This window comes from Adlercreutzia equolifaciens DSM 19450, from assembly GCF_000478885.1.
Taxonomy (GTDB): domain Bacteria; phylum Actinomycetota; class Coriobacteriia; order Coriobacteriales; family Eggerthellaceae; genus Adlercreutzia; species Adlercreutzia equolifaciens.
In genome coordinates this window covers 1,333,980-1,359,988 of record NC_022567.1, presented here as the reverse complement: position 1 = coordinate 1,359,988, position 26,009 = coordinate 1,333,980, and the positions used below count along the sequence as shown (strand labels likewise).

29 protein-coding genes are annotated in these 26,009 nt (G+C 62.3%); 10 read left to right on the top strand and 19 right to left on the bottom strand.

From position 1 onward, the window contains the following. Positions 1–106: 106 nt before the first annotated feature. From AEQU_RS05385 to hflX, 5 genes are all read left to right on the top strand, one after another. Positions 107–439: a stage V sporulation protein S gene (locus tag AEQU_RS05385; RefSeq protein ID WP_022739915.1), complete on the top strand. Its 333-nt coding sequence runs from the start codon at positions 107–109 to the stop codon at positions 437–439. Between the two features lie 11 nt (positions 440–450). Beyond that, complete coding sequence (miaB, locus tag AEQU_RS05380; RefSeq protein ID WP_022739914.1) at positions 451–1,809, top strand: tRNA (N6-isopentenyl adenosine(37)-C2)-methylthiotransferase MiaB; 1,359 nt, start codon at positions 451–453, stop codon at positions 1,807–1,809. Beyond that, positions 1,802–2,752, top strand: a complete 951-nt coding sequence (gene miaA, locus AEQU_RS05375; protein WP_022739913.1) for a tRNA (adenosine(37)-N6)-dimethylallyltransferase MiaA — start codon at positions 1,802–1,804, stop codon at positions 2,750–2,752. The genes miaB and miaA overlap by 8 nt, the downstream gene beginning before the upstream one ends. Before the next feature lie 66 nt (positions 2,753–2,818). Then, positions 2,819–3,742: a diaminopimelate epimerase gene (gene dapF / locus AEQU_RS05370; protein ID WP_022739912.1), complete on the top strand. Its 924-nt coding sequence runs from the start codon at positions 2,819–2,821 to the stop codon at positions 3,740–3,742. Between the two features lie 156 nt (positions 3,743–3,898). Next, positions 3,899–5,221 carry a GTPase HflX gene (gene hflX, locus AEQU_RS05365; RefSeq protein ID WP_022739911.1) on the top strand — a complete coding sequence of 441 codons (1,323 nt, stop codon included), beginning with the start codon at positions 3,899–3,901 and terminating at the stop codon, positions 5,219–5,221. 120 nt (positions 5,222–5,341) lie between these two features. Here hflX and lexA read toward each other — a convergent pair whose 3' ends face one another. After that, on the bottom strand, positions 5,342–5,980 hold the full coding sequence (lexA, locus tag AEQU_RS05360) for a transcriptional repressor LexA (protein ID WP_022739910.1): 639 nt from the start codon (positions 5,978–5,980) through the stop codon (positions 5,342–5,344). A 295-nt stretch (positions 5,981–6,275) separates the two neighbouring features. On the opposite strand from lexA, the gene nrdR reads away from it, so the two are divergent. Genes nrdR through AEQU_RS11860 form a run of 3 tightly spaced genes read left to right on the top strand, consistent with a single transcriptional unit; the run spans position 6,276 to position 7,684 of the window. Beyond that, positions 6,276–6,722, top strand: a complete 447-nt coding sequence (nrdR, locus tag AEQU_RS05355) for a transcriptional regulator NrdR (protein WP_022739909.1) — start codon at positions 6,276–6,278, stop codon at positions 6,720–6,722. Positions 6,723–6,725: 3 nt separating this feature from the next. Beyond that, positions 6,726–7,160, top strand: a complete 435-nt coding sequence (dut, locus tag AEQU_RS05350) for a dUTP diphosphatase (protein WP_022739908.1) — start codon at positions 6,726–6,728, stop codon at positions 7,158–7,160. 14 nt (positions 7,161–7,174) lie between these two features. Next, on the top strand, positions 7,175–7,684 hold the full coding sequence (locus tag AEQU_RS11860) for a hypothetical protein (protein ID WP_051353397.1): 510 nt from the start codon (positions 7,175–7,177) through the stop codon (positions 7,682–7,684). A 169-nt stretch (positions 7,685–7,853) separates the two neighbouring features. Here AEQU_RS11860 and AEQU_RS05340 read toward each other — a convergent pair whose 3' ends face one another. From AEQU_RS05340 to AEQU_RS05305, 8 genes are all read right to left on the bottom strand, one after another. Continuing rightward, positions 7,854–8,417, bottom strand: a complete 564-nt coding sequence (locus AEQU_RS05340; protein WP_022739906.1) for a Rep family protein — start codon at positions 8,415–8,417, stop codon at positions 7,854–7,856. A 97-nt stretch (positions 8,418–8,514) separates the two neighbouring features. After that, complete coding sequence (locus tag AEQU_RS05335) at positions 8,515–9,144, bottom strand: zonular occludens toxin domain-containing protein (RefSeq protein WP_022739905.1); 630 nt, start codon at positions 9,142–9,144, stop codon at positions 8,515–8,517. A gap of 268 nt (positions 9,145–9,412) precedes the next feature. Next, a complete protein-coding gene (locus AEQU_RS12470; RefSeq protein WP_022739904.1) occupies positions 9,413–11,236 on the bottom strand; it encodes a hypothetical protein in 1,824 nt (607 codons plus the stop codon). Between the two features lie 161 nt (positions 11,237–11,397). Next, entirely contained in the window at positions 11,398–11,556 is a 159-nt protein-coding gene (locus AEQU_RS12610) for a hypothetical protein (protein ID WP_022739903.1), read from the bottom strand. A gap of 193 nt (positions 11,557–11,749) precedes the next feature. Continuing rightward, the gene (locus tag AEQU_RS05320; RefSeq protein WP_022739902.1) at positions 11,750–11,959 is read right to left on the bottom strand and encodes a hypothetical protein; all 210 of its coding nucleotides are present in this window, start codon (positions 11,957–11,959) and stop codon (positions 11,750–11,752) included. Then, positions 11,960–12,340, bottom strand: coding sequence for a hypothetical protein (locus AEQU_RS05315; protein WP_022739901.1), 381 nt, complete (start codon positions 12,338–12,340; stop codon positions 11,960–11,962). It lies immediately after the preceding gene. Positions 12,341–12,536: 196 nt separating this feature from the next. Next, positions 12,537–12,848: a hypothetical protein gene (locus AEQU_RS05310; RefSeq protein ID WP_022739899.1), complete on the bottom strand. Its 312-nt coding sequence runs from the start codon at positions 12,846–12,848 to the stop codon at positions 12,537–12,539. A 40-nt stretch (positions 12,849–12,888) separates the two neighbouring features. Beyond that, positions 12,889–13,131 (bottom strand): hypothetical protein, encoded by a 243-nt coding sequence (locus AEQU_RS05305; RefSeq protein WP_022739898.1) that lies wholly within the window; start codon positions 13,129–13,131, stop codon positions 12,889–12,891. A gap of 126 nt (positions 13,132–13,257) precedes the next feature. Between AEQU_RS05305 and AEQU_RS05300 the strand changes: the two genes are divergently transcribed. Both AEQU_RS05300 and AEQU_RS05295 read left to right on the top strand, forming a co-directional pair. Continuing rightward, positions 13,258–13,809, top strand: coding sequence for a hypothetical protein (locus AEQU_RS05300; RefSeq protein ID WP_022739897.1), 552 nt, complete (start codon positions 13,258–13,260; stop codon positions 13,807–13,809). Positions 13,810–13,917: 108 nt separating this feature from the next. Further along, entirely contained in the window at positions 13,918–14,847 is a 930-nt protein-coding gene (locus AEQU_RS05295; protein ID WP_022739896.1) for a prenyltransferase, read from the top strand. Here AEQU_RS05295 and gluQRS read toward each other — a convergent pair. Genes gluQRS through AEQU_RS05245 form a run of 10 tightly spaced genes read right to left on the bottom strand, consistent with a single transcriptional unit; the run spans position 14,844 to position 25,611 of the window. Further along, complete coding sequence (gluQRS, locus tag AEQU_RS05290; protein WP_022739895.1) at positions 14,844–15,797, bottom strand: tRNA glutamyl-Q(34) synthetase GluQRS; 954 nt, start codon at positions 15,795–15,797, stop codon at positions 14,844–14,846. The two genes, AEQU_RS05295 and gluQRS, sit on opposite strands and share 4 nt — an antisense overlap. 38 nt (positions 15,798–15,835) lie before the next feature. Continuing rightward, positions 15,836–17,221, bottom strand: a complete 1,386-nt coding sequence (locus tag AEQU_RS05285; RefSeq protein WP_022739894.1) for a phenylacetate--CoA ligase family protein — start codon at positions 17,219–17,221, stop codon at positions 15,836–15,838. A gap of 6 nt (positions 17,222–17,227) precedes the next feature. After that, entirely contained in the window at positions 17,228–17,671 is a 444-nt protein-coding gene (locus tag AEQU_RS05280) for a hypothetical protein (protein WP_022739893.1), read from the bottom strand. A gap of 1 nt (position 17,672) precedes the next feature. Continuing rightward, positions 17,673–18,266, bottom strand: a complete 594-nt coding sequence (locus AEQU_RS05275) for an indolepyruvate oxidoreductase subunit beta (RefSeq protein WP_022739892.1) — start codon at positions 18,264–18,266, stop codon at positions 17,673–17,675. A gap of 10 nt (positions 18,267–18,276) precedes the next feature. Beyond that, entirely contained in the window at positions 18,277–20,001 is a 1,725-nt protein-coding gene (locus AEQU_RS05270) for a thiamine pyrophosphate-dependent enzyme (protein WP_022739891.1), read from the bottom strand. Positions 20,002–20,046: 45 nt separating this feature from the next. Then, positions 20,047–20,490: an FHA domain-containing protein gene (locus AEQU_RS05265; RefSeq protein ID WP_022739890.1), complete on the bottom strand. Its 444-nt coding sequence runs from the start codon at positions 20,488–20,490 to the stop codon at positions 20,047–20,049. 11 nt (positions 20,491–20,501) lie between these two features. Further along, on the bottom strand, positions 20,502–22,016 hold the full coding sequence (locus AEQU_RS05260; protein WP_022739889.1) for a D-alanyl-D-alanine carboxypeptidase family protein: 1,515 nt from the start codon (positions 22,014–22,016) through the stop codon (positions 20,502–20,504). Continuing rightward, positions 22,003–22,434 carry a hypothetical protein gene (locus tag AEQU_RS05255; protein ID WP_022739888.1) on the bottom strand — a complete coding sequence of 144 codons (432 nt, stop codon included), beginning with the start codon at positions 22,432–22,434 and terminating at the stop codon, positions 22,003–22,005. The genes AEQU_RS05260 and AEQU_RS05255 overlap by 14 nt, the downstream gene beginning before the upstream one ends. Further along, the gene (locus AEQU_RS05250) at positions 22,434–23,741 is read right to left on the bottom strand and encodes a phenylacetate--CoA ligase family protein (RefSeq protein ID WP_022739887.1); all 1,308 of its coding nucleotides are present in this window, start codon (positions 23,739–23,741) and stop codon (positions 22,434–22,436) included. Before AEQU_RS05250 ends, AEQU_RS05255 begins: the two co-directional genes overlap by 1 nt. Continuing rightward, on the bottom strand, positions 23,719–25,611 hold the full coding sequence (locus AEQU_RS05245) for a VanW family protein (protein WP_158318400.1): 1,893 nt from the start codon (positions 25,609–25,611) through the stop codon (positions 23,719–23,721). Before AEQU_RS05245 ends, AEQU_RS05250 begins: the two co-directional genes overlap by 23 nt. Positions 25,612–26,009 lie beyond the last annotated feature (398 nt).

Below are 26,009 nucleotides of genomic sequence, written 5' to 3'. Positions count from 1 at the left end.
CCACTCGGGTGCAACAGGTAGAATATTCGGGCTGAAGGCGCCACGGGCGCCCGCTAAACGAACCACATCCAGAGAAGAACCGCACCACAAACGACAAGGACCAGCTGTGTCTACCACTGAAACCAAGCCCTCCATCGGGTGCCTCAAAGTATCCTCCAAATCGTCTCCCGCCTCCGTTGCCGGCGCCATCGCCGGCATGATCAAAGACGGTGCGTCGGTGGAGATTCAAGCCGTGGGGGCCGGTGCGGTGAACCAGGCTGTGAAAGCCGTGGCCATCTCCCGCGGGTTCCTCTCGCCGGTGGGCATCGAGATCTGCTGCATCCCCTCCTTCGCGGACATCGTCATCGACGGCGAGTACCGCACGGCCATCCGCTTCGCCGTCGAGCCGCGGGGCGCCGCCGCGATCGCCCCCATCGTCGATGCGGCCGCGGTCCATTAGAGGGTTTTGCTATGAGCAACGTCTTCGAGGGAACTCGTTTCTGCATCCACACCTTCGGCTGCCAGATGAACAAGCACGATTCCGAGCGGGTCGCCGGCATGCTGGAGGGCCTGGGCTCGCTGCCCGTCGAAACCATCGAGGAGGCGGACATCGTCGTGTTCATGACGTGCTGCGTCCGCGAGGCTGCCGACACGAGGCTCTACGGGCAGGTCGCCTCCATGAAGAACATCCCCTTGCGCGACGGCACGCCCCTCGACAAGCGCTACATCGCCGTAGGCGGCTGCATCGGCCAGCGCGACGGCGACAAGCTGCTTGCGGCGCTTCCCCATCTCGATGTGGTTTTCGGCACTCACAATCTGGGCTCTCTGCCGGGGCTTCTCCGACGCGCCATCGAGCAGCACGGCCGCGCCGCCGAGGTGATCGAGGGGGGAGCGGAGTTCTCCTCCGCCCTGCCCACGGTGCGCGAGCACGACTGGGCGGCATGGCTGCCCATCACCGTGGGATGCAACAATTTCTGCTCCTACTGCATCGTGCCCTACGTCCGCGGGCGCGAGAAGTCGCGGCCCTTGGACGACATCGCCGCCGAGGCGCGCTCCTATGTGGAAGCGGGCGTCAAGGAGATCACGCTGCTGGGGCAGAACGTGAACTCCTACGGGCGCGACCTTTACGGCGAGCCGCGGTTCGCGGATGTCCTTCGGGCCGTGGATGCCGCGGGCATCGAGCGGCTCCGCTTCGCGACGAGCCATCCGAAGGATCTCACCGACGAGGTCATCGGGCTGTTCGCCACGCTGCCCTCGCTCATGCCGGCGCTGCACCTTCCCGTGCAGTCGGGCTCGAACCGCATCCTCTCGGCCATGAACCGCCGCTACACCCGCGAGCACTACCTCGGCCTTATCGAGAAGCTTCGCCGCGCCCGTCCCGACATCGCCCTGTCCACGGACATCATCGTGGGATTCCCCGGCGAGACCGAAGAGGACTTCATGGACACCTATCGCCTCGTGGAGGAAGTCGGCTACAGCCAGGTGTTCACGTTTATTTACTCCAAGCGCGAGGGGACGCCTGCTGCGGAGATGGACGACGACACGCCCCGCGAGGTCATCCAGGAGCGCTTCGATCGGCTCGTGGATCTCGTCCAGCGCAAGGCCTTCGAGGCGAACCAGGCGGAGCTCGGCGCCACGGTGCCCGTGCTGGTCGAGGGCACGTCCAAGCGCGACGATTCCATCCTGGCCGGCAAGAGCCCGAAGAACCAGACCGTTCACGCTCCGGTGCCCTCCGGCACGGAGGCGGCGTCTTTGGTGGGGCGCATCGTGCCCGTGACCATCGAGGAAGCCCGCACCTGGTATCTCTCGGGCACGATCGCCCATGCTTGAGCTTTCCGCACCTGTCATCGCCATCGTGGGGCCCACGGCCTCGGGCAAGACCGACGCAGCCCAAATTGTCGGCGAGCGCCTCGGCGGGGAAGTGGTGAGCGCCGATTCCATGCAGATCTACCGAGGCATGGACATCGGCACGGGCAAGCTTCCCGCATCTGAGCGCCGCGTGCCCCATCACGGCTTCGATCTCGTTGATCCCGGCGAGCCCTACTCGGCGGCCCTGTTCCAGGCGTTCGCCCGGCGCTGCTTTCGCGATATAGACGCCCGCGGCAAGAGAGCGGTGCTCTGCGGCGGCACCGGCCAGTACGTGCAGGCGGCCATCGACGACTTCGTCTTCCCCAAGGGCGACCAGGTGGAAAACCCCGTCCGCGAACGCTGGACCGCCTACGCGGAGGAACACGGCAACCAGGCCCTGTGGGAGGCGCTGGAAGCGCGCGATCCCGCAAGCGCCGCCGTCATCCACCCCAACAACGTGCGGCGCGTCGTGCGCGCCTTCGAGCTTTTGGAGGAGGGCGCCAGCTACGCCGAGCAGAAACAGCGGCTCGCCACCGTGGCGCCCTTCGTTCCAGCCGTGCAATTCGGGCTGGCCATGGAGCCGGCCATCCTGAACGAGCGCATCGACGCCCGGGTCGATGCCATGGTGGCCGCAGGACTCGTCGACGAGGTGCGGGGCCTGCTGACCGCCGGATTCCGCGACGGCGTCACGGCGCCCCAGGCCATCGGATACAAGGAGATCGTCGAGGCGCTGGATGGGAACACCACGCTGGAGGAGGCCGTGAAGGCCATCAAGACGGCCACGCGCCGCTACGGCAAGCGCCAACGCACGTGGTTCCGTCGCGACAGGCGCATCCGCTGGGTGAACGCCGATGCCGGCGATGCCGAAGCCGTGGCCGCCGAGATTCTTTCCCAGTTGGAAACATTGGACGCCTACCATGGTTGAAGCGACCCTTCCGGGTCGTCGAGGAGAGCTTCCGCCCCCTCAATCGCCGCCTCAAAGGAGCGTCCCATGGAGTTGTCCTTCGCCAAATTGCACGGTCTCGGCAACGATTTCGTCTTCATTGACGATCGAGACCGCGCTCTCAGTCTGACCGATGCCCAGGTGTCGTATCTGTGTGACCGCCACTTCGGCATCGGCGCCGACGGCGTCATCCTCGTGCGGCCGGCAACCTCGGAAGAGGGAGACGGCTACATGCACTACATCAACGCCGACGGCACCTTGGCCCAAATGTGCGGCAACGGCGTACGCTGCTTCGCCAAGTACCTCGTCGATCGCGAGCTGGCGGACGTTGCCTCGGGACATCTTCTGGCCGACACCCTGGCCGGTCCGCGCCCCATCGCCTTTTCCGTGGATGCGGGGGGAAAGATGACCGAGGCGACCGTGAACATGGGCGCGCCCATCTTGGATCCCGCGCTCGTGCCCGTCGACGCCGCGCCGGACTCCCGCATGGCCGACGGTACGCCCTATGTGGGGCATCTGCGCCTCGATTCGCCGTGGGGAGCCTTCGAATTCGCCTGCGTCTCCATGGGAAACCCCCACGCCGTCTGCCTCGTGGACGATTGGGCGGCCTTGCCCGACGAGCTGTTCCCCGCAGGTGCGGAGAAATCCCTCTCGACCCTGCGCATCGATCTTCCCGGCCCCTTCTTCGAGACGCATCCCGCATTTCCCGAGAAAACCAACGTCGAGTTCGCCTCCGTCACCGATGAGGGCATCGCCATGCGCGTGTGGGAGAGGGGCTGCGGAGAGACCTTGGCCTGCGGCACCGGCGCCTGCGCCACCAACACGGCTGCCTGCCTCACTGGCCGGGCCGGCAGGGAGAACGATCTTATGTTGAGCGGCGGTCTACTGCACATCTGCTGGAACGAGGATGGCACGATATCCATGACGGGGCCGGCAACGGAGAGCTTCTCGGGAACCATTGTGCTGCCGTGAGCTTTTCCGATGCTGCTGTTGTGCTATGATAGCCCCCGTTTCCCCGGCGCAACGCCGCGCCACGATTAAGGAGTGATGCTCATGCGCCTGTAACGACCACTTGCACCGCCTTCCCCTCATGGGGTCCCGTCGTTACTTGAAGCAAAGGAGCATGCTATGACCGAATACGAATCCGTCATCCAAAAGGGCCCGGCCACCAAGGCCGAGGAGCGTCGAGAGCGCGCCGTTCTCGTGGGCGTCGAGCGCCCGGGGCTGCCGTGGCCCTTGGAATCTTCCCTGGCCGAGCTGGAACGTCTGGCCGATACGGCCGGAGCCGATGTGGTAGCCACGACGACCCAGCGCTTGGACGCGCCCAACCCGCGCACCTTTGTCGGCACGGGCAAGGCCGACGAGATCGCCGAGCTGGCACGGTCGCGCGAGGCCGACCTCGTCATCTTCGACGACGAGCTGACACCTTCCCAGCAGGCCAATCTGGAGAAGGTCATGGACAAGTCCGTGAAGGTTATCGACCGCACGGCCCTCATTCTGGACATCTTCGCTCTGCACGCCACCTCCAAGGAGGGGCGCCTGCAGGTGCGCCTCGCCCAAAACCAGTACCTGTACCCGCGCCTGCGCGGCATGTGGGCCCACCTCGCCTCGAACCGCATGGGAGGCGGTGTGGGATCCCGCTTCGGCGAGGGCGAAAGCCAGCTTGAGGTGGACCGCCGCATGGTGCGCAAGCGCATCACGAGCATTCGCCGCGAGCTTGAGCGCCTGTCCGACGTGCGCTCGCTGCAGCGGGAGAGCCGGTACGGCAGCGGCATGTTCAAAGTGGCGCTGGCCGGTTACACCAACGCCGGGAAAAGCTCGCTCATCAACCGGCTCACCGGGGCCGATGTGCTCAGCTACGACAAGCTCTTCGCCACGCTGGACTCCACCACCCGCAAGTTCGAGCTGCCCGAGGGCCGCGAGGTCACTGTCACCGACACCGTCGGCTTCATCCAAAAGCTGCCCACCACGCTGGTCGAGGCCTTCAAGTCGACGCTCGACGAAATCACCGGAGCCGACCTTGTCCTGCACGTGATCGACGCCTCCTCGCCGGAGTTCGAGGGGCAGATCGAGGCCGTGTGCGAGGTGCTCGACCAGATAGGGGCCCAGAGCATTCCCACGATCGCTGCCTTCAACAAATGCGATCTGCTGGACGCCGAGACGCTGGCCGGCCTTAAAAGGCGCTATCCGAGCGCCCAGTTCGTGTCCGCTCGCACCGGCGAGGGCATAGAGGGGCTCGTGGGCGCCATTGCCCAGGCCGCCTCGGCCGCCGATACCAAGTTGGACGTGCTTATTCCCTATCAGCGGGGCGACTTGGTGTCGCTGGCCCACGAGCGCTGCCATATCATCTCCGAGAGCCACGGGGAGGCGGGGACGCGCCTGCAGCTGCTCGTTGCCCCTGCCTTCGTCAGCACGTTCTCCTCCTATCTCGTCCCTGAAGGCGATGCCTGAGAAAGCGAGCGCGTCCAGAACGGAAGAGCGCCCCTGCCCGTGATACGCAAAGCGATCTGGGCAGGGGCGCTCTCAATTTGCCGAAAGGGGAGTTCGCGATCTGTTCGTGAGGCGAAAGCGCTACAGGCGCCGGAACACGGCCACCACCTTGCCGGCGATAGAGCAGTCCGTCGTGATGATGGGATCCATCGTCGAGTTCTCCGGCTGCAGGCGGATATGGTCGGCCTCGCGGAAGAAGCGCTTGACGGTGGCGCCGTCGTCGATGATGGCCACGACGATATCGCCGTTGTTGGCCACCGGCTGCTCTTTCACAACCACGTAGTCGCCATCGTTAATGCCGGCCTCGATCATGGACTCGCCGCGCACCGAGAGCATGAAGGAGGGGGCATCGCCGACGATGTCCGTGGGCAGCGTGATGGTATCGGTGATGTTCTCCTCGGCGAGAATAGGGGAGCCGGCGGCCACGTTGCCCACCAAGGGCACATTGACGAGCTTGCTGTAGGCGGCCGCGAAGGCCGTGACAGGGGAGGGAACCTCCTCAATGGGATAGGTAAGCGCGATGGAGCGGGATTTAAGGGGGTCGCGCTTGATGAAGCCCTTGTCTTCAAGCGCCTTCAAATGGACATGGACGGTGGAAGGGGAGGAGAGTCCCAAACTCTGGCACACCTCGCGCACGGTAGGGCCGTAGCCCTTCTCGCGAATGCACGCTTCGATGCAGTCGAGAACCGCCTGTTGCCGCTTGGTCACTTTCTGGGTCATAGCGCATCCTTTCACAAAAGCGTACATTTGTTTGAAAAATCTCTTGACGTGAACCTTTGTTCGCTCTATTATAACTGCGAACAAAGGTTCTACGCAAGAGGTCAGGAGTAAAAAATGGCACGCATCGAATTTTCCATAGCCTTCACGCTCAGCACCATCGCGTCATTTCTCATCTTCTTCGCCTAGAGCGTCGGGGGCGAGTGTCGCGAAGGTAGCAATGTTTTGAAGAGGGGAGCGCATTAGGTCTGATAGGGTATGATAAGCAATCAACTTATCAAAGTGAGAAGGAGAACCTATGCGCTGTCCTTCCTGTGGCTATCAGGAATCGAAAGTCGTCGACTCGCGATCGGCCGACGACGGCGCCTCTATCCGGCGCCGTCGCGAATGCCTGCAGTGCGGCACGCGATTCACCACCTACGAGCGGCTCGCCGAAAATCCCATTCTCGTCATCAAGGCTGACGGCTCGTCGGAAGTCTTCAACCGCGAGAAGCTCATGCGAGGATTGCTCATCGCCTGCGCGAAACGCCCCATCACGCCCGAGAAGATCGACGGGCTCATCACGAGCATCGAATCTGAGCTGCGATCGAGCCAGCGCAACGAGATCAAATCGCGCGATTTGGGCGATTTGGTGCTGGCCCGTCTGGCCACCTTGGACGACGTCGCCTACATCCGCTTCGCCAGCGTCTATAAGGATTTCCAGAACGTGGAGGAGTTCTCCGAGGCCCTGAAAGAGCTGGGCTGATCCATGGAGGTTCTTTTCAAGCAGCTCGACGAGACCCTGGAAGCGCCCGCCTACGCCCGTCCAGGCGATGCGGGCCTCGATTTGCGCGCTGCCGAGGGCGGCACGCTTTTGCCCTTCGAGCGAGCGCTCGTGCCCTGCGGTATCGCCTTGGCCATTCCCGAGGGCTATGCGGGGCTCATCATTCCCCGAAGCGGCCTGGCGGCACGACAGGGCATCTCCATCGTGAACGCCCCTGGCCTCATAGACAGCGGCTACCGAGGTGAAATCAAGGTTCCGCTCATCAACCTCGATCCAACGGAGACGTTCAACTACGAGAAGGGCGAGCGCATCGCCCAGCTCGTGATCATCGCTACCCCCTCTATTACTTTACATAACACTTATGAGCTTCCCGAGAGCTCGCGCGGCGCGCAGGGCTTCGGAAGCAGCGGCCTTTCCTAGAAAGAGTGTCCTTTATGACCGATCATCGCGATTCGAAACCCGAAGAAACGCCCGAACCCCAGCAGCTGGGAGCTCCGGAGGCGACTCCCGGAAATCCCCAGCGACCCGAGCCGTCGACGGAGCCTTCGCAGGATCAGAGACAGGTGCTCATCGACGCCGACTTGAAATCCGCCCGCACGCTCTCGACGGTAGCGGCCATTGCAGGTCCGGTCTCCTTCATCATCGGCGGCGTGATGCTGAGCACGGTGGGCCTTGTCTGCGCCATTGTCGGCTTCGTTAAGATCAAGCACGTGATAGACGATGTGGACGGTCGCCAGAAGGTCTATGCCACCACGGTACGTCAAACGCTTATCTGGGGTCTCGCCATCAGCGCCATTGCGCTCATCGTCAACATCGTCGGCATCGCGCTCATGATGCCCGTGCTCATGGAGGCCATGCAAACGGGAGACTTCACCTCGATCCTCGGCGAGGGCGCCACCATCACCGCGCAACCATCCGGCGGCAGTGGCAATGCTTGGGGCTAAGCGCCCTCCATATAGGGTAAAATGTTCCAAGTTGGAGGGCTTCTGAAAAGATTGACAAGAAAGGCTGATAATATGGAGTTATCAAAACTCCCAAAATAAAAGGTAAGCGGCCTAATATATCGGTGAAAAGTCTGATAACAGGAATTTAGTAAAATAATCCCTGCTTATCTCAAAAGCAGCAACGATTAAGTTCCGTTATGTACGTCTTGACCAAATTCACATGGGAAGAGACGTAATTAACATACTCTGGCCTGAATTCTACCAGAAACGACATGAGCATAGCAAAGTTCGAAATCTTCATCTCGTTGATAAGCTCATAAACGTCGCAGAAGTCGATATTGTACACATCGGAGATATTGACCCTAAAACCCGCCATATGGGTTATCTCGTCCTGCTCGTAACGCGCCTTGTCGGGCTGGTCGTAATGGAGCAGGTAACGATAGGCACCGACTTTGTTAGGGACGGGTTTAACAAAAGTAACGCCGAAATCGGAGGGGATGGATTCAAGCGCCGACTTGGCGACAACGGGGCTACCGAACTCAATCATGCAATGAATATGCGGCTTCTTCGGCACCTCGTTACCATCATCATCGATGCGGGTATCGCGATCATGCACGATGAAGCAGCCTGGCAACATGAGATCGTGCAACTGATCGCGCCAATTATCGGGAAGATACTCGACCAACTGCACGAACCACCAACAGCGAGATTTCTTAGGATTTAAAACGGCCATAAAACACCTTTCTTGCGACTTGGAACACGGAACACGCCCCCTATATCAAGTAGGGGGGCGCGAGACGGCACGGCGGCAGGGCCCCGAACCCCGCCGCTCATGCCGTCTCGGGCACCTGTCGAAAACGGTTGTAACTGTCATAGACTCTGAAATAGGAGCGGCGAGGGAGAAGGAAGGAGCAACCCACGCGCTCGCGCATACCGTAGTAATAGGAGACTGCGATAAAAAGCTTGCATGCAAAGGGCAGAGAAAGAAGCATGCCCTTAAGACCGAGGTTCGCCATCTTACGATGGTTAACCTCGATCTCGATAAGCGACCTGATTTGACGGTCTAGCATGCGGTCATACTGGCTCACAAGGACAATCTTGTAACCATAGTGGCGATGCTGCGAGAAAAACTCAATCCAGTCAAGGCGGGTAACGCCATCCGCAGCCTGCTGCCAGGTGCGGGAGTTGAAAACAAGCTGGGCCTCATCGATCACAAGCAAAATGGCATCCTCGCGAACTGGCCTATCGCCGAAATAGGCCCTGGAAGCATCGTAAAGCAAATCGGGCGTGAGATCGCAGTTAGGAACGTAGCGGAACAAAACCTTGTAGTTCCTAAGCTTCGAGTTCACATCGAAATTGCAGATAACGGGACGCTTCTTAACCTGCAAGGTATCGCGAATGTCGCGGGCCACATGAAGCGACTTGCCAGAACCAGGGGTACCGCTGTAAAGATAGATCATTTCGAAGGCCTTTCACTCTGTGCGGAATCGGTGAGCCTAGCAAAGACCGTAACCGCATTGCAGACGAGAACGAGCAGGAACCAGGACCCGAAAATGAACATGAGATCAGAAATGGGCACGAACCAGTTAAGGGCCGCGAGAGCTTCCCTAACGCCGTCTGGGACATCGAAAGCAAAATCTTGCGCGTTCACACTAGGAAACAGACCGAGTATGAACGTAGCGAGGGAGAGAAGCCCGCCAACGATAAGATCGAAGATAAAACTGGCCATCAGTAGCCACCCCCGAGACCATAAACGAAGCGACGGGTATTAAGCAGAAGGGCGGCAGTGAAGAGAAGCCGAACCGTCCAAGATGAAACCTCGGCGAAAGCGCCATAATCAGCGAAATCAACCACGAGAGGAGAGCCCGCGATATCAAACGTCCAGACAGGCGGCGCAGGGTCGGCAAGGAGAGAGCCGAAAAGAACGACATTGACAACGGAAGGAATGCAGAAGGGGAAACGAGTAGACATAACGTCCTGAATGCGGGAGATAGCCGCGTGGGTCTGGGGAACCTGCAGATCACCCACGAGAAGATCTAAGAGATCGCTAAGCGAATCCTGCAGGACGAACTTGTCACGAATGCTGGCAACATCGCCAGTAAGACGACCTAAAAACTTATTGGTCTCAGACAAATCAACAGAAGGAATATCAGCACTAAAATTGAAATCGGCAAGACTAGAAAGCACATCATCAAAGCCCTTAGAAAGCAGTGTATTAGTCTGACTAGAATAAGAACGCACATCCTCGATACGAGCAACGATCTGCGCAAGACGATTGTCAGAAAGATAGAGAATCTCGGCGACGCTCTTAACGGTCACCTCCGAATCACCCGAAAAAATCTTGCGTGTCTGCAAGCTGCCAAGAACATCATCAAGGCCCTTAGAAAGCAATGTATTAGTCTGGCCAGTATAAGAACGCACGTCCTCAATCCGAGCGACAATCTGCGCAAGACGATTGTCTGAAAGATAGAGTATCTCCGCAACGCTCTTAATAGTAGGCTCCGACTCACCGAAAAACGTCTTGCGAGTCTGCAAACGGCCAAAAACATCGCTGATGCCAGTGGAAACAAGAGCACTGTGAGCCTTGTTGTCGGCAATGACGGAGTTTAAACGGGAGACGGTCTGACCAGACTTGTTATCAATAAGATAGAGAATCTCGGCCAGAGTCTTGACAGTAGCAGACGATTCACCAAAAAAAGTCTTGCGAGTCTGCACAGAGTTAGAAACGTTCTGAAGCCATGAAGCAGGAGAATTGGACTCAATAACAGCAGTGCCGCCGTAGCCATAGCCCCACTGCTTTTGAGAAAGAGAATAAAGAGAGGAAAGATAGGAAGAATTAGCCTTAATCGACGCCAAACTAGAGGAACTATTATTAACAGTAATCCACATCATGGAAACAAGCCAAGGAAGGGTATAGGAGCCCGTATTCCAACTATAGCCATTTAAAGAAAAGTTCCACCTGTTCGAAGCAGAAGCGGAACCAGAGGACATACCCAACATAGAGCCAACGCTAGATTTAAAGCTAACAAGCTGATCATAAACGCTATTAATATCAGCTAATGGGGAAATACCAGAGCCAGCTTGCCTAAAATAATCAGCAATTTCACCAAGAAGATAAGTTATATCCTCCAGAGAAGTAAGAACGCGATCAAAATAACCATGTTCATCAGAAGAACTGAAAGAATCTGAAGAATCATCAGCATAAGCCCTAGAGGAGAAAAACCGAATCAGTGAATCAGCCAGACTATATGAAGCTTCGACCAGAACATAAAGAGAAGGAAAAGAGCGACCAGAACCAACAGTAAAAAGATATTCCGAGCCAGATGACGCCTTTTCGGCTGCTTCATACCGTAATAATCCCTGGAAGTCTGGCCCTTGGTCAGCCTGTCCATCTCCTGCGCGTTTCGGCTGATTTTCTCGAAACAGTTCATAATTCGCGCCCCCGTCGGTCAAATCATCGGCATAGGCAAAAGTATAACACGAAGGAAAGCAGCTAGCGACAAGCGATATAGAGAGAGCGACAGAAAGAACCTTAACCGCAGGACTAATCATAACGCACCTCCTTTAAAAAGAAAACCGGGGGTACAGGCACCCCCGAACCCCCATTTACTTTGCTATCGGGCGCAGTCATCGATTGGAAAAGCACCAATCGATGACTGCGCCCGATAAAAGGGGAGAGCAATAGCCCTCCCCAAATGCCGCAGAACGGGCCGCTAGTGCGTGAAGCGGCGCACGAAGCCCCAGACAGCGGGCACCACAATAAAGATGGCAGCAACCTGCAAGATAGCAGGGAGGTTAGAGCCGATGGCACCCTGAAGGGAAGTACCAAGGGAGGTGATAGCGGTAGTCATGGCGGTGGTAATGGTCTCCATAGTCTCCATTCCTTTCTCCTAACAGTTGATAGTTACCTATGGATAAGACGGCGCAGCAGACGGAGAGCGCCGAATACTCCGAAGCTCGCGAACCCCAGGAACAACGCGAGCAGGAAGCCAACGGGAACGACTGCGAAGAGCGAAACGACGAAATCAAGCCAGCCGTCAACTTGGTACGTCTCGAGGATATCCATCAGAGCACGACCGCGAGGAAGCACAGAACCAGAACGGCGGTCAGCACCTTAGGCGACAGCTTCAAGAGCAAGGGGCGCTTGCCCCAATCGTCGCGCCATCGATCAGCAGCCCAGGCGGTCACGATGCGCAGAACCTCATAGAGGACGAAGCCGTAAGCGAAAACGCCGAGCAGGGAAAGAACGAGAAGGACATTGAGCAGAATATCCATTTAAACCCTCCATTTATCGGAAAAGGACAACCAGAGCAAAGCACCGAAATTAAGCAGAAGAGAGACCAGGACAAAAACGAGAAGAACCGTCTGGAAGTACTGGAAGCTCATCAGATCGGAGAAGAAGGAAGAGGGAACCTCGACCTCGGAACGAACCTCGGTAACCCAGTCAGCCGAATCGTCGGGAACATCGGCGGGAACGGCCAAATAGGCATCGCGGGCGATGATCTGCTGGAAGCCCTCGACATTGACAAGGCGCAAAGACTCGATGGAAGCGAGAACGTCCGAGTTCTGGGCCTTCAAAGCGGCCACGTCCTCGCCAATGCCCTTAAGAGTCTGCGCAGCATCGAGCGCCAGGGAAGCGGCGGCGTCCTCATTCACGATTCGCCACCTCCCAATCACCAGGCATATCACAGATAACGAAGTTGCAAGCGGAACCGAAATCGAGGAAGCAGCGAGAACCGAACTTCTGCATAGACGAGTCACAGATAGAAACTTCAGTCTCGCCAGAAAAGTACGTGCGAACCTCTGCGACCCAGCCAGAGCCACGTTCCTTGTATGAGCGACAATCGATCATCTAGGCCACATCCTCGATAGCGGAGAGGTAAACAGGCTCGCAATCGAGATCAGAGAAATCATCTCTGCAAATAAGACCGTGGCGCGGCTCGCCGTAATTATCGGCATCGAACATATCGACATAAGAGGAAAGCTGGGCGACGATGAGACGAATATAGAAACGGGCCTCGGGATGGTCTTGATAGGCCATTACAACGTTGCCGTTCCAGCGGTTGATGCCGACACGGAAAAGATCGCCATAGGGCAAGTCCATTACCTGGGCCACGTCCTCGACGTTGTCCAGGGGAAAAATAAGATGCTTGTTAGGTTTCATGGAAAACTCCTAAGATGAGTTATATAAACCAGATTGGAAGCTAGAGTTCGTAGCGATCATAAACAAGCTTGCAGTACTTCTCGCCAGCGTTAACGATCATGAAGATAACGCAGTTAACCTGCGGCTCAGGAAGGGCGTTATGACCCTCGGGAATAGTGACCTTTACAAGCTTCTGCGAATCGATGTCGTAGAAGCGCGCGTTGTGGAATTCAATCTTGCGCCCGTTGTCGACAAAGGAACCCGATTTCTCGTCAAGAAAAAAGCCGTTCATAGTCGTGATCATAACTACCATCCTTTCGGGTAAAATACTCGGAAGCGCCCTCTGCGCTCCGTAACACCGACATTATGAAAGGCTGATAATATGGATTATGTAAAATTGAAATCACGATCAACTATACAGGGTTTTATAGTGACCCTCGCTGCTCTTTTGGCGCTTTCCATTGGAATGGTCGGATTGGCCGGTTGCTCGAGCGGCGCGAGCGATGAAGACGCCATCCGCGCTTCGCTCTCGTCCGAACTGGACAGCATTAAGAACATCGACGACGCGTTCGTCAACGAGTTCTCCGAGTCCATCGACATGAGCCAGCTTTCGGTCTACGGCATCGACGGCGTCGAGTTCATGAAGTCCTACCTGAGCGGCTTCGATTACACGATCGACTCGATCAATGTCGACGGCGACAGCGCCACGGCCCAGATCACCCTTACCTGCAAGAGCTATACCGGCTACCTGCAGGCGCTGCAGACGGCCGTGGACGAGGTCACCGCCGATCCCGATGCTCTTGCCGCTCTCTCCAACGATGAGATCAACCAGAAGATCGGCGAGATCGTCATCGGCTCCCTCGACGGCGTCGAGCTGGCGGCCACTCAGCCCATCACCATCACCTATACCAAGGTCGACGGCACCTGGGAGCCGGCCTCGTCCACCTCGGGCGACATCGCGGCCGCGCTGATGACCAACTAAACGCGCCGTCAACGCGCAAACCCCTTGAAGGGCGCTCCATTGGGGCGCCCTTCTTCTATAATGCCAGGTAATCGATAACGCTTCTCACGACGAAAAGAGAAATCGAACATGGGTTCCCATACGAAACCGAACAGCGGGGGAGCGACGACTCCCCTCTCCCCTCGCCTCGCTCTTCAGTTGGCCGCGCCCCATACCTGGCCGGCGGCCATCATGCCCGTGCTCGTGACCACCGCCTGCGCCTTGGCCAACACCGGGTCGCTGGACGTGGGCATGGCGTGGCTTCTGCTCCTCATCTGCATCCTCATGCAGGCGTCCGTGAACACCTTCAACGACTACTTCGACTTCATCAAGGGAACCGATACGGCCGAGGACAACGTGGAGGCCTCCGACTCGGTGCTCGTCTACAACGACGTCAATCCGCGCTCGGCCCTCGGGCTGGCCATCGGCTTTCTGGCCGTGGCCTTCCTGCTCGGCCTGTACGTTGTTTGGAAGACAGGTCCCGTTCCCCTCGTCATCGCGCTTATCGGAGCCGTCATCGTCGTGATGTACTCCGGAGGCAAGACGCCTCTCTCCTACCTTCCCGTCGGCGAGGCGGTGAGCGGCATCGTTATGGGCGGTCTTATTCCGCTGGCATGCTACCAGGTGCTCTCGGGCACGTTCACGTTCATGGCGCTCCTTTGGGCCACGCCCACGATCATCGGCGTGGGCCTCATCATGATGACGAACAACACCTGCGACATCGAGAAGGACATCGAGGCATCCCGCCGCACGCTGCCGGTGCTGCTGGGCCGAGAAAAGGCGCGCACCCTCTACCACGCCCTCATGGTCGTTTGGGTTCTCGCCAGCCTCGCCATCATCGGCATTTGGTTCCCCCGGGGCATCGTCGTGCTCCCCTTCTTGGCGCTCGGCTGCTACCCCCTCATGATGGGCCTGTGGAAAAATCCGCTCGCTGCGCCCACGCGCATCGGCGCCATGGGCCAGATCTGCAGCGTGAACGTGGCTCTGGGCGCATTCTACGCCGCCGCCCTCCTGCTTTAGGAGCGCCAGGGAATCTGCACGAGATCGGGCAGTCCATCGCGAAAACGCTCCAGCGAGAAGTCCTTCAGCAGCTCTTCCGGCGTCGCCGGCGCCTCTTCGGGAACAAGTCCCGCCACCGCCGCGATATGTCCGATGACGGCTCGCGGACTTCCGAACCGGGCCAGCAGCTCGTCTAAGGCCGCATCCCGATCGCGTTTCGAGAGGCGCCGATTCTGCTCGGCCACGAGCAGCGGAACGTGCGCATAGGCGGGGTGCGACAGCCCGAGAAGATCCTGGAGGTAGCGCTGCTGCGGCGTGGAGCAAAGCAGATCAACGCCGCGCACGACTGAATTGACGCCCTGGGCGGCATCGTCCACCACCACTGCCAGCTGGTAGGCGAACGCACCGTCGGAGCGGCGTATGAGGAAGTCGCCGCAGTCGCGGTCGAGCTTTTGCGAGTAGGTTCCCTGAACGAGGTCTTCGAAGGCGATCGTGCGGCCGTCCACGGCAACTCTCCAGCCCGGCGTGCGCCCCGCTGCCCGGCGCGCCTCCACCTCCGCGGCCGACAGATGGCGGCAGGTGCCGGCATAGACGAGCTTCTCGCCCCGGTGGGGCGCCGAGGCGGCGTGAAGGTCGGCCCGCGTGCAGAAGCACGGGTACAAAAGCCCCTGGGTCTCAAGGCGCGCGAATGCCTCGGCATAGGCTTCGTCGCGATCATGCTGGAAGTACGGCCCCTCGTCCCAGAAGAGGCCCAGGGCCTCGAAATCACGCTGGATCTGATCGATGTAGGCGGCCTTCGAGCGCTCGCGGTCGAGATCCTCGATGCGCAGCACCATGCGGCCGCCCTGGGACTTCGCCACGAGCCATGCGATGAGCGCGGCGTAGATGTTGCCCGCGTGCATGCGCCCGGTCGGCGACGGCGCGAAGCGGCCGACGACGGGTGCCGCCTCTGTCGCGCCGCTTTCCGTCATAGCCAATGAAACCTTTCCGACGCAGTCTTAAAACCGGGCTACTTCTCGCGCCGGTCGTCGACGTGCTTGGCCTTGCCGATGGCACGCTCGATGCCGCCGGGCTCGACCAGGCGCACCTCCGGCGCCACGAGCAGCGTGCCCTTGAGCTTCTCGGCGATACGGGCGCGCAGGGCGTCCATGGCCTCGAAGGAGTCGCGGAAGGCCTCGGGGCGCAGCTCGGTCTCCACGATGAGCGCGTCCATGCCGCCGCGGGTCTCCACGATGATATGGTAATGGGGCGTGACCTCCTCGATGCCCGTGAGCACGTCCTCGATCTGCGAGGGGAACACGTTGGTGCCGCGGATGATGAGCATGTCGTCGGAGCGGGAGCGCACCTTGTCCATACGGGCCAGCGTGCGGCCGCAGGCGCAGGGCTCGGTGTGCACGGCGGTCAGATCGTGGGTGCGGTAGCGCAGCACGGGAATGCCCTGCTTGCAAAGGGGCGTGAGCACGAGCTCCCCCATCTCGCCCTCGCCCACCGGCTCGCCGGTTTCCGGATCGATCACCTCCCACAGGAAGTGATCCTCGGCGATGTGCTGCTGGTAGCGCTCGGCCAGACACTCGCCGGACACCCCCGGCCCCATGACCTCGGTGAGGCCGTAGTTGTCGGTGCAGACGATGTGCATGCGCCGCTCGATCTCGGCTTTCAGGCCCGGCGGGCAGGGCTCGCCGCCGAAAAGGCCCACGCGGAGGGGGGACCTCTCCCAATCGTAGCCCATCTTCTCCCCCACCTCGCAGATGTGCATGGCGTAGGAGGGCGTGGCCACGAGCACGGTGGTGCCGTAGTCCTCGATCATCTGGATATGGCGCTCGGTGTTGCCCGAGCCCGCGGGGATCATGGCGCAGCCCAGGCGCTGCAGCCCGTAGTGCAGGCCGAAACCGCCGGTGAACATGCCGTAGCCGAAGGCCATCTGGGCGATGTCCCCGGGCACGACGCCGGCCATCTGCACGAGGCGGGCGATGCACTCGCTCCACATGTCCATGTCGTCGTCGGTGTAGCCCACCACCACGGGCTTTCCGGTGGTGCCCGACGAGGAGTGCAGCTCGCGGATGTCGTCCAGCGGCACCGCGAACAGGCCGAAGGGGAAGGTCTCGCGCAGCACGGCCTTGTCGGTGAAGGGGAGCTTGCGCACGTCCTCGAGCGTCTGGATGTCGCTCGGCGCCACGCCCATCTCGTCCAGCTTCTGGCGGTAGTAGGGCACGCGCTCGTAGGCGTAGGCCACGGTCTCCTTCAGCTTCTCCAGCTGCAGGGCGCGAATCTCCTCGCGGGAGGCGCACTCGATTTCCGGCTTGTAAATGGGCAGGGCGTCGAACCGTCCCGCCTCGGCGGCGCCCAGCGCCGCACCCTTCTTTGTCACGTCGATGGGATCCATTGCCTCGCTCATGCGCCCTTACGCCTCCTTCGCGGCGCGCTCGGCGACGATGCGCGCGATGTCCTCTTGGGAAATGAGCTCCACCGGCTCGTCGGCCAGAAGCGCCTGGGCGCGCTCCGGCTCGCTTGTGGAGAGCACAATGTAGGTGGAGATCATGGAATAGCTGTAGACCACGTTGATGCTGCATTTGGCGAGCACACCCATGACCCGCGAGAGCTCGCCGGGCTCGTCGACGAGCTTCAGGCAGATGACCGGCGAAACAACGCAGGCGCAGCCGGCGCCCTTAAGCGCCTCCATGGCCGCCTCGGGCTTATCGACGATGAAGCGGAGGATGCCGTACTCCCCCGTGTCGGCGGCGGAGAAGCCGCGCACGGAGACGTCGGCGCCCTCGAAGAGGTCGAGCACCCGGTTCATGTGCCCCGGGCGGCTGTTGGCGAATACGCTGATCTGGGAAACGGTCATGCTATTTTCCCTCCTCGTTCTCGATGACGGCTCGGCCCGCGCGCAGGGCGGCGAGGTTCGCCTCGACGGTCTTCTGCGGCACGCGCTCGGCCACGGTCTCCTCCCACACCTCGACGGGAATGTCGAGCCGGGCCGCCAAGGCCCCCACGAGCACCACATTGGCGCATTTGGCGTTGCCGGCCGCCCGCGCAATGGCATCGGCGTCGATGAGCAGCGCCCCGGCCTCGCGCAGGCGCTCCCGGGCGTTCTCGGGCATCGAGGCGGCGCCGGTGAGCACCGGCAGGGGCCGCATGGCCACATCGTTGACGATGAGCGAGCCGCCCTCCTTGAGCTGGGGCAGATTGCGGAGGGCCTCGGTGGTTTCGAAGGCGACGACGACATCGGCGCATCCCGCGTCCGATACCATGGATTTCACGTCCTCGCCCACGCGCACCACCGTGGTGACGGCGCCGCCGCGCTGGGCCATGCCGTGGATCTCCGACACCTTCACCTGCAGCCCCGCCTTCATGCAGCTGAAAGCGAGCAAATCGGCGGCGAGGATGGTTCCCTGGCCGCCCACACCGCACAAGAGCACGGTCTTAGTGGCATTTTCCATGAACGGCCTCCTATTCCTTGACGATGGCGTCGAAGCGGCAGTACTGGGTGCAGTGGCCGCAGCCGATGCACAGCGCGGGATCGATGAGCGCATGGCCCGTCTCGTCGCGGCCGAGGGCCGGACAGCCCAACGTGACGCAGGCGCCGCAGGCCGTGCAGGAGTCGCTCACGAACAGCGACGGCTCTACGTGGCGCTCGAGCAGCACGCAAGGCGAGCGGAACACGATGACCGAGATGTCGTCGCTGCCCGTGGCCTCCTTGAGGGCCCGTCGCACGGCGGCGGCATCGTTGGGATCGACCACGCGCACATCCTCGACGCCGAGGGCCGCCACCACGGCCGCGATGTTCAACTCGCGGCTGGGCCGGTTCTGCAGGGTCACGCCGTTGAAGGGGTTGCCCTGGCGCCCCGTCATGGCGGTGGTGCGGTTGTCGAGCACGCACACCGTGCCGGCGCCGCGGTTGTACACCGTGGAGATGAGCGAGCTTAGGCCCGAATGGGCGAACGTGGAGTCCCCGATGACGGCGACGATGGGACGATGCTCCGTGCCGGCCAGCGCCAGCTCGAAGCCGTGGGCCATGGAGACCGAGGCCCCCATGTCCACCGTGGTGTCCATGGCCGAAAGCGGCGGCAGGGCGCCCAAGGTATAGCAGCCGATGTCGCCGGTCACGATGGCCCGCATCCTCGAGAGCTCCTTGAACACGAGGCGGTGCGGGCATCCCGGGCACAGCGCCGGGGGGCGTCCCGGCAGATCGGTCGCAGCCGGCGCATGGGGCGGCTGCTCAAGGCCGAAGGCCGCGCGCACGAGCCCCGGCGACAGCTCGCCGGCCCGCGGCAGGGGGCACGGCGTCTCGCTCACCGGCACCCCGCAGGCCCGCACGGCGTCTTTGAGGTACTCCGAGCCCTCCTCCACGACGTACACGGCTTCGACGGAGTCGGCGAAATCGCGCAGCGCGGCCGCGGGAAGGGGCCAGGTGACCCCGAGTTTGAAGATGCGCGCGTCCGGGAGCGCCTCGGCCACGTGCTGGTAGGCCGCGCCGGCGCAGACGATGCCGATGGCGCCCTTCCCTCCCCTCACCTCGTTGTAGGGGCAGGTTTCCACCCACTGGCGCAGCTTATCGATGCGATCCAGCTGCACGAGGCGGCGAGGCTTGGCGAAAGCGGGCATCATGACCCACTTCGCCGGATTCTTCTCATAGGACCTCGCCGGCGCCTCGGCGCGCTCCCCCGCCTCGACGGGCGTCTTCGTGTGGGAGATGCGCACGCTGGAGCGGATGATCACCGGCACGTCGAAGCGCTCGGAGATATCGTAGGCCTCGCGGGTGAAGCGCAAAGCCTCGGCGGAGTCGGCCGGATCGAGGCACGGGATGGCGGCGGCCTGAGCGTAGTAGTGCGAGTCCTGCTCGTTCTGGGAGGAGTACATGCCCGGGTCGTCGGCGGCCAAGATGACCATGCCGCCGCCCACGCCGGTGTAGGCGGCCGTGAACAGCGGATCGGCCGCCACGTTCACGCCCACATGCTTCATGGTGGCGAGCACCCGTGCGCCGGCGGCCGAGGCCCCGATGCCCACTTCCACGGCCACCTTCTCGTTCACGCACCACTCGGCGTAGACGCCCTCCTTCTTGGCGAAGGCCTCCAGCGTCTCCGTCGACGGCGTGCCCGGGTAGGCCACGCCGATGGTGCAGCCCGCCTCCCAGGCTCCCTGGGCGATGGCCTCGTTGCCGCTCATCAGCTCCATATGTCTCTTCCTCTCCCTTCGGCGCCCGCCGTCGCGTGCGCGGCCCTAATTCTCCTCGTACTGCATGCAGAAGGTGCCGATCTGAATGAAGTCGCCCGGACGCAGCGCACGGGCCTCCACGGAATCGTTGTTCACCCACACACCGTTGAACGAGTTGGCGTCGCGGATGACGTAGCAGCCGTTCTCCTGCTCGATGGTGGCGTGCATGCGCGAGACGGTCATGTCGTTCAGGAAGATCGTGCACTGGGGACTGCGGCCGATGGTGACGGGCTCGCCTGTGAGCACGAAGCTGATGCCCACTTGCGGACCCCGCACGACGTTGAGCGTCGCACGGGCCGGGGCGCTCTCCTCAACGGTTGTGGCCGGCGTCTCGCTCATGACGAGCGGCTGCATGGCCTGCGTGGCGCCGAGCAGCTTGAATCCGCAGGTGGGACACACGGTGTCGTTCGGTAAAATCTCGTGGGAACAAACGGGGCAGCGCTCGCTCATGGCCCACCTCCTTACTCGTTGGCGGCGTCTGCGGCACCCGCGCCCGCGCCGCTTGGGGCACCGTCAGCGGGAGCGTCGTCTGAGACGCCTGCGGCGATGGCCGCAACGGACTGATGATCCTCGCGAGAGGATGACTTGCTGTAGATGAGGGGCGTCTCGTTGACGACCTCGGTCGGCGCCGGGGCGTCGTTGCCCCACAGCCGGTTCCACCAGATGCCGATGCCCTCGAGAAAACCGGGGGCCGGCGAATCCTCGCAGGCGATGAGGTCCTGGGAGGCGACAAGTTCGTTGCCCTGGTAGAAGTTGGCGACGCCCACGACATCCCCCGCGGCCACCGAACCGGTCAGCTCCTCGGCGACGATCTCCTGGCTCACATTGCCCTCGGGCGCGAACACCTCGACGGCGGCCGAGGGATCGGCGAAGGTGGCCGCCACCGTGCGGTCCGGCCACGCGCTGTGGGACACACGGGCGATGAGCGGCACCTCGGCACCGCCGTCAGCTGCGGAGGCCACGGTCTCGGGGCTGTGGGCCAGCGCATAGCTCACGCGGTTGTCGTAGACCCAGTTGAACAGCGTCTCGGTGTCCTGGAAGCGCGCGTCCTCGGAGGGCGAGCCCAGCACGATGGCGTACAGAAGGCCGTCGCCGCGATCGCACGCGCCGGCGAAGGAGTTGCCCGCCGCCTCGGTGTAGCCGGTCTTGATGCCGCAGGCGCCCTCGTAGGTGCCGAGCAGACGATCGGTGGATTGAAGGTCGATGACCTGGGGCTTGCCGTCGGCGCGCGTGACGGTGATCTGGGCGGACTCCTTCGACACGATGGAGCGGAACGTCTCGTTTCCCATGGCGTAGGCGCTCATGAGGGCGACATCGCGGGCGCAGCTGTACATTTCGTTGTCGTAGGCGCCGATGTCGAGCCCATGGGGGTTGGAAAACAGCGTCTCGGTCATCCCGAGCTCGGCGGCCTTGGCGTTCATGGCCGCCACGAAGGCCTCGTTGGCGGTCTGCGAATCGTCGGTCTTCATCCCCTCGCCCAAAGTCTCGGCGATGGCGATGGCGGCGTCGTTGCCCGAGGGGATCATGAGCCCCGCGAGCGCCGCCTCAAGGGTGAGCGTGTCGCCCGCCCACAGGCTCGCCGACGACTCGCCCACCGAGGCGGCCTCCTGGCTCACCGTCACCGTGCTGTCCAGGGGCACGCCGGAGTCCAGCGCGACGATGGCGGTCATGATCTTGGTGATGGAGGCGATGTGCGACCGCTCGAGGGCGCCCCGCGAGAAGAGCACCGTGCCCTCGTCGTCCATGACCAGCGCGAAGGACGCCGTGACGTTCGGACAGGCCACCGCCGGCAGCCCGCGCGCCTCGACGGAGGCGCCCAGGATCTCGTCGGTGCCGCGGACGTCGGCAAAGGCCCGGGCCGGCGCGCCCAAAGGCAGCGCCAGCAGCAGAGCCAAAGCGAAGCCGAGCGCCCGCCTTGACAGACGGACGCCGCTTTGGTGCGCACTGCCGTTTTCGATGGGGCTAAGCAGGGTCAACGCAGTAAACCTCTTCCGGAGCCAGAACGGCGAAGCCCGCCTCGGCGAGAACCGCCTCGGCACCGTCGCCCTCGATCTTCAGCACGTCGACGGCCTTGCCGTCAGCGGTGCAGAAGCAGTAGCCGTACTCGATGTTCATCGAGGCCCCTTGGCAGAATCCGAGAAGATCGGCCAAAGTGCCGGGAGCATCCTCGACGGACACGGCGATGACCGGCGTGAGCGAGGCGCGGAAGCCCGCCTGCCCCAGCACCTCCACCGCGCGTTTCGGTGTGTCACAGAAGATGCGGACGATGCCGAAATCGGCGGTGTCGGCGATGAACAGGGCCTTCATGTTGATGTCGGCGTCGGCCAACGTGCGGCAGGCCGCGGCGAGCCGCCCCTTCTCGTTGGCGAGAAAAACGGTGAGCTGCGAAATCATTACTGGTTCTCCCCTCTCAGGTCGATGACGCGCTTGGCCTTGCCCTCGGAGCGCGCGATGGTCTTGGGCTCCACGAACTTGATGTCGACGGCCACCTGCAAGTTGCTCTTGAGGGCCGCGGCCAGGCGGTTGCGCAGATCCTCCAGACGGCGCACCTCGTCGATCGGGAAGTCGGGCTCAGTTTCCACCTGCAGCTCCACGTGGTCGAGCGGGCCGTTCATGGTGAGGATGATCTGGTACTGGGTGGCGATCTCCGGGAACTCGGTGATGACCTGCTCGATCTGGGACGGGAACACGTTCACGCCGCGGATGATGAGCATGTCGTCGGTGCGGCCCAGAAGGCGCCCGATCTTGCGATGGGTGCGCCCGCATGCGCACGGCTCGGCGTTAATGGTGGTGACGTCGCGGGTGCGGTAGCGGATCATCGGCGAGCACTCGCGGGTCAGCGTCGTGATGACGAGCTCGCCCACTTCGCCGTCAGGAAGGACTTCCAGCGTCTCGGGGTCGATGATCTCGCAGTAGAACTGGTCCTCGGCGATGTGCAGGCCGCCGCGCTCGGCGCATTCCATGGCCACGCCCGGGCCCATGATCTCGGAGAGGCCGTACACATCGCAGTACTGGATGCCCAGCTTGTCGGCGATCTCCTGGCGCATGTTCTCCGAGCAGGGCTCGGCGCCGAAGATGCCGCCGGAGATTTGGAACTCGGTGGCCGGGTCATAGCCCATCTCGATGGCCGTATCGGCGATGAGCAGGGCGTAGGAGGGAGTGCAGGCCAGAATGTCGGTCTTGCAGTCCTTGAGCATCTGCACCTGGCGCTTGGTGTTGCCCGACGAGGTGGGGATGACGGTGCAGCCCATGGCCTCGCCGCCGGCATGAGCTCCCAAGCCTCCCGTGAACAGGCCGTAGCCGTAGGACACCTGGATGGTGGAGTTCTCGTCGCCGCCCACCATGGCGATGCCGCGGGCGAAGCAGTCGCCCCAGTTCGCGAGGTCGTTGGCGGTATGCCCCACCACCGTCGCCTGGCCCGTGGTGCCGGATGAGGCGTGGATACGGGCCACGTCGGCGTTCTCGCGGGCGAACATGCCGAAGGGGTAGTTGTCGCGCATGTCCTGTTTCACGACGAAGGGGAACTTGGCGATGTCCTCGAGGCTCGTGAGGTCGTCGGGGGTCACGCCCGCCGCGTCGAAGCGCTCGCGGTACAGCGGCACGTTCTCGTAGGCGTTGCGCAGCGACTCCCGCATGCGCTCAAGCTGCAGTTCGCGCAGCTCCTCGCGGGGCATCGTCTCAATCTCCGGTTGAAAGAACACTGGCTTCCTCCTTGTCCGTAGCTTCTTTATCGGTATCTTCTCTCTCGCGTGTCGGCGTGTTCGGCCCCACGACGGTCACCTCGTCGATGGGGGCGTAGTTGGAGGTGAAATCCTCTTCATGAAGCACGTTGCCCGCACGGTCGCGGACGGTGCGATGCACGGTCACGCTGCGCCCGTCGGCTCCGGCGGTCTTGACGTAGCGCGTGCCCTCAGGCTCGCTCTCGTCGACTTTGGTGCGCTTCTTGAAGGGCTCTCCGGTCTCCCAATCGCCGGTCTGCGTGGAGACCACGTAGCCGGGATCGATACCGTACAGTGTAACGGTTAGGCTGGAATCGGTGTAGCGCGAGCGCATCAAAACATCCGAAGTGCCGTCATTGACCCATGTAAGGTCGAGGTCGGGGTACGCGATGGCGGCATCGCGGCCCGTGGGATAGCTAGAGATGTAGAGCGAGTGGTTGCGCCGCTCGGTCACGGGATAGCCCGCCTCATAGACCGCGTTGAACACCGTGGTGGCCACCTGGCAGATGCCGCCGCCGATGGCGTCGTCGTACTCGCCGTTGATGATGGCATGGGCCGCCTGGAACCCTGCCTCCTCGTTCGCCTCGCCCACCGTGTCGTTGAACGACCACTCCCCTCCGTCGGCCCGGGCGATGGAGTTGTTCAGCAAGTCGGCCGCCGTGTGTATGTTGTGGCGCCGATTGGCCGTGGAGGGGCTGTCGTTGTACTCGGTCGTGAACGAGGAGATCGGGGCGATAAGGCCCATCTCGAGCGCTTCGTCGAAGGTGGTCCGGGACGGAGCCTCGCCCCACTGGATGGCGATGGAAGGCGCATCGGAGCCGGCCGCCTCACTGCCGAACAGGGCGCTTTGGGCCTGCGCCGCCGCATCGGCGGTATGGGGATAGCGCGAGCCCTCGCGGGCGCTGACCCATACCTCGCCGCCGTCGACGTCGAACGACACCGTGGCCGCCGAGGTGTAGCCCGCGTCGCGAATGAGCCCGAGCAGCCCCGAGGCCGCCTCGGTCTCGTCGAGGTAGGGAACCAGGGCGAAACCCTCCCCGCGCTCTTCCACCCGGGTGCGCACCCACGCGCCCAGATCCGCCGCCCCCAGCGGCCACTCGGTCTGCTCGAAGGAGAAGGTGCAGCCCCGATCGAGGGCCGCCTGAACCTCGTCGGCGACCTGGGTGGCCTCATCGGCGCCGATGCGCACGTCCGCCTCATCGGGCGTCGCCACGATGACGACCTTGCCGGACGCCTCGCCGAGAAATCCCTCGGAGAGCTGACGGGCCACCGAGGCGCGGTCGACGGCCTTGCCGCCGTGGCCCTCGGTGACCGATACCGCGCCCTGATCGATGGCGATGCCGTAATCGAGGCGCGGCTCGCCAGCAGATTCATCGATGGAGGAGCACAGCGCCTCCAAGGCCTCCTCGTCGAAGGAAAGGGCGACGTCGACGGAAACGCCGTTGCGCGCCACCTCCATACGCTCCGCAAGACCGCCTTCTCGGCCCACAGCGAAGGCACGGGAGACCACCTCGTTTACGGGAAGCCTCGCGCCCAGCGTGCCGCTCTCGGCGACCCACACCTGCTTGTTGGCCCGGGCCTCCTCTAAAGAGAGCTGCTCGGCCTGGGCGTCCTGCTCGGCAAGCTCGCTTTCCACGTCAAGGGTGTCGCGGGCCTCCTCGCTGGCGAAGATAAGCGCCCGGCCATCGGCAACGCGGGGCTCGTAGAAGGAGCTCACGGCGCGACGGGCCTCCTCCTCGGTCATGCCGGAGACGTCCACCGCGCCCACCGACACGCCGTCGTAGATGCGGGAGCCGTTGACCGCGCCGTCGATGGCCCAGGCGCCGCCGACAAGCGCAAGGAGTGCCAGCACGGCCACCAAGGCAATGCGGGGGCCCAGGGAACGGCGCTTGGCGGCAGGACGGTTCGAAATTCCGGAACAGCCCGCACTCGCGCCTCGCGGGGCGCCGGGGTTGCGCGGAGCCTTGGCCTGCGAAACCGTGGCGCGAGAACGATTCGACGGAGATGCGGCACGGCGCGCTGTCATCGCGCCGCCACCGCGCTTCGCCGTGGCGCCGGCGGCCGCGCCACCGTTGCGCGGGGTTACCGCCTTCGAAGAGCTCTTCGGTCTTGTTGCGGCCCGCGCCGACGGACGAGATGCGGATGAGGAGGGACGAGCAGAGGAAGACTGCGCTGTTGCGGAAGAAGACGATCGAACGGTGCTCTTCGGATGCGAAACGCGGTTCGACGGCATGACGATGCGCCGCTCGG